The sequence below is a fragment of the Alkalihalobacillus pseudalcaliphilus genome, assembly GCF_028610675.1.
Lineage (GTDB): Bacteria > Bacillota > Bacilli > Bacillales > Bacillaceae_D > Alkalihalobacillus > Alkalihalobacillus pseudalcaliphilus.
The window spans coordinates 312,100-319,722 of sequence record NZ_JAQQWS010000002.1; the positions used below are offsets into that span (position 1 = coordinate 312,100).

At 37.2% G+C, this 7,623-nt stretch carries 4 protein-coding genes; 2 read left to right on the forward strand and 2 right to left on the reverse strand.

Going from position 1 to position 7,623, the window contains the following annotated elements:
* Positions 1–43: 43 nt before the first annotated feature.
* Positions 44–2,062, reverse strand: a complete 2,019-nt coding sequence (locus tag PQ479_RS08135; protein ID WP_047986713.1) for a bifunctional metallophosphatase/5'-nucleotidase — start codon at positions 2,060–2,062, stop codon at positions 44–46.
* Between the two features lie 291 nt (positions 2,063–2,353).
* On the opposite strand from PQ479_RS08135, the gene PQ479_RS08140 reads away from it, so the two are divergent.
* Together PQ479_RS08140 and PQ479_RS08145 are read left to right on the forward strand one after the other, a co-directional pair.
* Positions 2,354–5,392: a hybrid sensor histidine kinase/response regulator gene (locus tag PQ479_RS08140; protein ID WP_047986712.1), complete on the forward strand. Its 3,039-nt coding sequence runs from the start codon at positions 2,354–2,356 to the stop codon at positions 5,390–5,392.
* A 278-nt stretch (positions 5,393–5,670) separates the two neighbouring features.
* Positions 5,671–6,801: a response regulator gene (locus PQ479_RS08145; protein ID WP_047986711.1), complete on the forward strand. Its 1,131-nt coding sequence runs from the start codon at positions 5,671–5,673 to the stop codon at positions 6,799–6,801.
* A gap of 136 nt (positions 6,802–6,937) precedes the next feature.
* On the opposite strand, the gene PQ479_RS08150 is transcribed toward PQ479_RS08145, so the two are convergent.
* Positions 6,938–7,623 (reverse strand): Cna B-type domain-containing protein (locus PQ479_RS08150; RefSeq protein WP_273716914.1); only part of this gene is annotated, 686 nt, incomplete at its 5' end.

Here is a 7,623-nt window from a genome sequence, read left to right on the forward strand (position 1 = left end):
CAAACTTAATCCAAAGAAAACGTACCTTTTAACTTATTTCTTATTAAACTAACTTTTTGTACCTTATCTTTCTCACTATAATAATGGTAACACCCATTAATAGGAGCACGCCACCAACCAATAAAATCGTATAAGAATTCGTCGCGGTATTTGGTAGTGTGCCGCCGACACCTGACTGACGACCTTGATCGTCATCTGTTCTCGTTCCGTCTTCGTTAGTATCGTCATCCGTTTTCCCGTCATTAATTGGGTCTTGGTCCTCATCGACACCATTCTGATCATCTGGGTTTGGAGTCGGGTCTGGGCTTGGATCTGGATCCGGTATTGGTGTCTGATCTGGATTAGGCTCAGGCTCTGGGTCCGGATCTGGCGTTTCGTCCTCTTCCTCAACCCCTATTAAATCAATGATTCTGCCCTCTATAACAGGATCAACAACGCCATTTAAGTACATAGGGTTTACTAAATAATCAAGGAATTGCTGCCAGTCAATTTGTCCGATATCACTAACACGTCCATCTGCATAGGCTGTAGCAAAAACGTCAAAACCGTCGCCACCTTTAGCCGTAAAATTATTCGTTGTCACTAGATAAGTCTGTTCAGCGACAATTTCTTCATATGCCTCACCCTGCTTCACTTCCATCGTGATAATACGAGATCCTGGCTCTTTTGTACTATCATACGTAAACTTCATCCCTGCAACATGTAAAAATGCCCCGCTCTCCGCAGGAGCTAATCGAACACTGTATTCAAGGATTTCTTTAATTTCTTCACCTGTCAGCTCAACGACAACCGGGTCATTTCCAAAAGGCAATACCGCAATAATTTCTCCTACGGTAATTGGACCCTCAGCAATCGGTGCTCGAATGCCACCACCATTTTGCATCGCAATCACAGCATTTGGATATTGCTCTTGTGCTTTAGCAAGCATCGCATCTGTAATGACATTGCCCAACTCCGTTTCATTGGCACGCACACTGACTTCACTATCACCCAGACGCGGATTCGCTAATGTTTTCTTGGCAACCGCTCCTGAATCCTGGTTCGCTAACTCGTCAACCTTATCTTTAAACGGCTGTAAGATTGACAGTGCCTCTGCGTCAGCTTCTTTTTCATTCGTATCAATTAACTGACCTGTATAACTTGTTACTACACCATTCTCATCAAAATCAACATGTAACTCACCTAAATAATTCGCATATTGATAGGCTTGTACAATTAATGTTGGATCCTTTTCATTGCCTTGACTATCTTGTTCAATCAACACAGGTGCAGATAACTGTGTATGGGAGTGCCCACCAACAATGACATCAATTCCTTCCACATGTTGAGCTAATAATAAATCATTACCCACTTGTGGATTACTGTTATAACCAAGATGTGTCACCGCAATAATTTTATTCACACCTTGCTCTTCAAAAGCGGCTACAGCTCTATTCGCTGCCTCAATATAATCAGAAAAAATAACGTTAACCGGACTAGCAATATCAGCTGTTTCCTCTGTCGTTAAACCAAAAATACCAACCTGCTCGCCATTAATTTCTTTAATAATTCCATCATAGGACTTGCCCGCCTCGGCAGGTGAAGTAAATTCTTTACTAGCGAGTGTGCTCATAAAGGCATCGCCAGAAAAATCAATATTCGTTCCGACAAATGGAAAATTAGCTCCTTCGACAAACTCAGCTAATGACTGATGGCCATCCTCTGAGGATCCTAAATCGAATTCATGATTGCCATAAACCATTGCATCAAACCCCATCAAATTCATCAAAGCTAAATCGGCTTTTCCATGGAACTGATTAAAATACAACGTCCCTGAAAAAACATCGCCTGCATGCAGCAACAAGGCATCCGGATACTGGGCACGAACCTCCTGCACCGCTGTATACATATAAGGTAGCTGTTCAACATGGGCATGCGTATCATTCATATGCATAATTGACAACGAAAAATGATTACTCTCACCCTCAGCAGCCCCCGCACTAATCGGTGCAGTGAAGGAAACGAGTAAAACAAAAACTAAAAATACTCTGAAAAACAAAGAGAAATATGAACTTTTTTTCATAGAATTTGTCCTCCGATAAGGTTAGTAGATTATGTACAGTACCAGTTTAATACAGTTCTATGAATCTAGCATGAAGATTTTGTGAAAATATGTAAATGAGAGGAATGAACTAGGAAGGAGGGATGAATCGGGGTTCAGGTAAAGGATATTTCTAAGTAATAGGGTAGCGCTATTGATGGAAAACATAGATAGAATCTTAATCTTGATTGGGTTATGATAGGCGAGTAGAGCTCATTCTTAGAATCTAACTATTTTCGTGTTCTGAATGGACCATTTACGGGGGTGCTTCTTTTGTTTAAGACTTCTAAATCATTAATTACCTTCACACTAATAAGTATTGTACTTATCATCGCGTTAAGGTTAGCTTGGTTTAATTATCATTCCAATGATGAATTATTTGTACATATCCAGGGTGGACTAGCTGATCTACGTAGCATGGATTTAGAAGAAAAATACGTATCTTTAGCAGGAGAATGGGTATTTTATCCTGATGAAATCGTACACCCCAACGAACTTAATAGAAACAGCTCTACCATCGTTATTCCAGATAATTGGAACGAATCGATCTTCCGTAACCAAAATTATTCTACACACGGGACTTATCAGCTTCAAATTGAATTACCCATAAATCGAGAGAATCCACTTACTTTAAGGTTTCTTAACATATTCTCAGCTGCTTCCTTTTTTGTAAATGGAGAATTAATTGGCACATTTAATGAATTAGGCCATCAAAAACATGATCGAGGCTTAATGAGAGGCCCTTTTCGAATAGATTTACCAAATGACGTCCATTCCATTAATTTAATCGTTCAAGTTAGTAATCAACAAATACCATTTATAGGCGGCATTATTGGCGATGTGCATTTAGGGGACCAAAGGGTTATAGAGCAACATTCATCAACGTCCTATGCCATGCAGCTCCTTGTTAGCTTTATCTTCTTTTTACACGCCATCTACTCTTTAATCATCTTTTTTACTTTAAAAGATATTCGGAAAAACACCTTTTTATATTTTTCTCTCATGTTAACATTATTTGGAGCAGGCATACTTATCGATGATGACGTAATCTTGCAGCTCCCCCTCTCTATTGGAGCAGCTAATAAGCTTATTTTATGCATTTTCATCAGTACATTATTTATCATGTTCATGTTAATTTCTAAGATATTTCAAATGACTTTTAAAAAATGGAATAACCCTTATATTCTTTTTCCTATTCTCATTGTTTCGACCATGTTTATACCTATTGAATATGTTCATTTTTGGACGATGTTTCAATTCATTGTTTTTCTCTATACGGTCATTTTTATGCTTTATTTAGCAGTGAAAGCCATCCTACATCGCAATCATTTTGGCTACTTTATTTTCTTATTCGTTGTCTCCTACTTTTCTAATGCCTTTTGGGGGGCTCTTATTAAATCAAATACGATAGAGATGCCTTTTTATCCACTAGACTACATTTTCTCTATGGTTTTTATTATGATCATTTTTTTCAAACAACATGGTGAGATCGTAGAGGAGAATAAGAAACAGACCGATATTATCATTGCAAATGAGAAGAAAAAAGACCATTTTTTAGCTATGACGGCACATGAGCTTCGCAATCCATTACATGCGATGATGGTCAGTCTTGAAAATGTTCTCTCTTTTCAAAATGAGTCACTTTCAAAAAAAGCGAAAAATGAGCTACAACTGGCATTAGAAGTTTCTCATCATTTAAAATATACACTTAATGATTTACAGGATTTATCTCGATTACATGACCATCAAATTGTTTTGGATATCAAACCTACGTACCTTTATGGTCTGACCAATCACATTCTTGAGATACTCAGACTTTATTCACGAAGTGAGAAGGTTGAAATTAAAAATCAGGTACCAAAGCATTTTCCACCTATTGAAGCCGATGAGCAACGCCTTTTCCAAGTTCTCTTTAACCTAATACAGAATTCGATCAAATTTACAAAAGCAGGCTTTATCTATATTCAAGCCAATGTGTATAAAGGTAAGGCGATAATCACCATTGAAGATACTGGTATTGGTATCCGAGAAGATGAATTACAAACCATTATTCAACCGTATGAAAGAGGGAGTAATCTATCCTATTATCATGATGTAGGTGGGGTTGGTCTAGGTCTTAGCATCGCTAAGCAATTCATAGAATTACATGATGGCCAGTTCTCGATTGAATCAGAGGTAGGCAGCGGTACAAAGGTCACCATACATTTAGACTTGAGCACCAAAACGACAGAGGTCACATCAACAATTACTCATTCTACTTTTATGCAACACCAAGAACCTTATAGGCCAAGCACATCCAATCGTCACAAGGATAGAATAATTGTTTTAGATGATCACCCTCTTAACCTACAAACGATTCGAATGGCTTTGGCGGATCAATACGATGTCGTAACTTACGATAATCCAGAGCAAGTCTTAGAATTACAGGATTTATATACCTATTCGTTAATTATTACCGATATAATGATGCCGCAAATGTCAGGGCATACGTTCACCCAAAAAATTAGAGAGCAATTTTCATTAACCGATTTACCTATCCTATTACTAACAGCTTTAAACCACCCTAGCGAAATAGCAACCGGTTTAAAAAATGGAGCAAATGATTATGTTTGTAAACCGATAGAACGCAATGAATTACTGGCAAGAGTCCAAACTTTAGTGGAACTACAACGTGCTGTCAAAGACCAAATCGCTAAGGAATCGGCCTGGCTACAAGCACAAATAAAACCTCATTTTATCTATAATACACTTAATTCGATTGCATCTTTAGGCACCACAAACCATGAGGCGATGGTCGATTTATTACAAGAGTTCGGTTCTTATTTAAATCGTAGTTTTGATAGTGAAAATACGAAACAGCTTGTTCCTTTAAAGGATGAAATACAACTTGTAAAATCATATGTAAGAATACAGGTAACTCGTTTTCCACAATCATTTAAGGTAGAATGGGCAATTCAAGAAGACATTGAAGCTCTCATTCCACCTCTTGTACTGCAAACATTAGTAGAAAATGCACTTCATCATGGTGTATTAAAGAATCGGGCACAAAAAGGGGTTATTACGATTCAATTAATCGAACATCAGCAACAGCCACAACTAGCTATTACCGATAACGGCCCAGGTATTGATATTGATAAGGTGAACAGACTTATTCATTCACAAAACCCTGACTCTGTCGGTATCTATAACGCTCATTACCGTCTGAAAAGAATTAATCATACCGGTTTATTATTCTCAAATATTCAACCACATGGTACATGTGTGACCTTTAAATTGCCGAAAGCCGATAACCATGAAAATAGAAGTAACTAAAACAAATGGTACTTGATGTATTGACATTCAGTACCATTTTTTATTCATTTTTAAACGAATACAAACATGAGTTTTATTGAGACATATTTTCTCCCAAAGCCTATAATTAGTCAGAGAAATTTCAGCTTTCTAGTTTCCTTTTTCACCCAAAACTTGATTAATGCTTGATTAAAATTTCTTATTATGTAAAATTATTCATATATATGTAAATAGATTTTCATGTTTTGTTCAGGTGAGACATGTTTATTCAATCATATAATTGTCGGAGGTCAGACTATATGAATATTGTATTATTTGATGATGAGCCCCTTGCCTTGGATTACTTAGAGCATCAGCTAAAAATGATTCAAGATGTACATATAGTTGGCAAGTATACAACCTTTGAATCAGACAATCTTTATAGTCAAATAGCAGAAGCTGATGTCATTTTTTCAGATATTGAAATGGTTCATGTCAATGGCTTTGACATAGCAAAGGCTCTCGCCAAACAAACCAGGCATATTCCTATCGTTTTTGTGACGGGCTATGAGAAATATGCTGTAAAGGCATTTGATATTGATGCTTTAGATTATTTACTGAAACCCGTAACCTTAAAGCGCTTAACTAAAACGATCGATAAAATTGAGAGTTACTACGCGGCCAGACAGCACGTTCAAATGCCCCACGAGTCATTAACCATTCATGTTCTTGGAGAGTTCTCATTTCAATTAGGAAGCCAAGCACCTGAGGTTATTAATTGGCGAACAAACAGTGCTTGTCAGTTATTTCTTTATTTACTACAACAACATAATGAGGTTGTTTCTAAAGATTACTTATTAGAGCTGTTATTCCCTCATCTGGATTTAAATAAAGCAAAATCACAATTGTATGCAACGATATATCAAGTGAGGCAAGCCATTTCACCATATAAGGCCTTTCTTCACATTCGCAATATTCAGAACGGATATATTTTACAAATAAAACATACCATTATTGATAAAATTAGTTGGCAACTTGAGCTAGAAAATGCCCCTTTAATTAGTTTCGACACCATTAAGAAGCACGAAGAAATCGCAGCAAAATATAAAGGAAGCTATTTAAATCAAATGGACTATTTATGGGCCGATCAAGAAAGGCTACATTTAGAAAACAAATGGTTAGACCATTGCTCCATCATCGCTACTTTCTATAAGGAGCATCAGCATGAGCGTGCAGAATATTGGTTTTCAAAAATCCTGAAGTCCAACCCTGAACACGAGGAAGCCCACTTTGCATTGATGAAATGGTATGCCTACCATAAAAAAACTAAACTGCTAGAGAAACAATTCCAAGAATATACACACACATTGGAGGACTTAGGTTTACCGATTAATTCCAACATAGCTCAATGGTATACTAACTACCAAAACACAACCCGTACACACTCATAAGCCTTGTAACCTTGCTTGATTCTACATGTACGAAAAGATATTTTTCAAAATAAAGAACTTCACACCAATAAAGGCTACCTTCATGGAATATTTATCACCATGTAGGTAGCCCTCTACAATTCATTTCTCTAAAAAACTAAACTGTTCTATTTCTAATTCTATTATAGACTATTAAAGTAGTAGCACCTAAGACTACGATAACTCCCCCTATAAGTAAAAGAAGATATGAGTTGGTCGCCGTATTCGGTAATACACCTACTGTTTCTAATTTTGGCTGTTCCTCTTTTGTTTCATCTGTTTCAGATTGCTTTTCCTGATTACCTTCGCCATGTTCATCTGTCTCTTTGTTATCGTCTACTTGAGATACGTAGGTATTAATTAGGTTAAAGCCTTCTATAGTCGTTTCATAATTGGCTACCTTTACTTCATCAACGGCATAATGGATGAGGACTCCATATTCATCATAAAGAGGTAAGTCTCCAAAATCATAATTCCAATTCGTTTGTTCCGTTACTTCCAATGTCCTTACTTTTTTGCCATTTTGGAATAACTCAACAATGATTGATGCAGGTCTAAGAGCTTCTTGATCATTAACCCATGTTTTCGTTCCTGCTACATGAATTGAACCTACACGTAGATTCGTGATGTCATAACCATATATCGTGGTTTCATAACCTTCCACTGGTTCTTCTTCAATTGTGTACGTATATGCCTGACCTTCTTCGTCATAGGCTTCCACATCTTTAAAGGTATAACTCCATCCCTCTGCTTCTGTGATCTCGACTTCGGCAATACGCTCACCGTTTTGAAGCAAGTAGACGG

What these genes read in the sequence shown, in the direction of transcription:
- PQ479_RS08135 (WP_047986713.1), bottom strand. Translation starts at nt 2,062, where the DNA reads ATGAAAAAAAGTTCATATTTCTCTTTGTTTTTCAGAGTATTTTTAGTT.
- PQ479_RS08145 (WP_047986711.1), top strand. Translation starts at nt 5,671, where the DNA reads ATGAATATTGTATTATTTGATGATGAGCCCCTTGCCTTGGATTACTTA.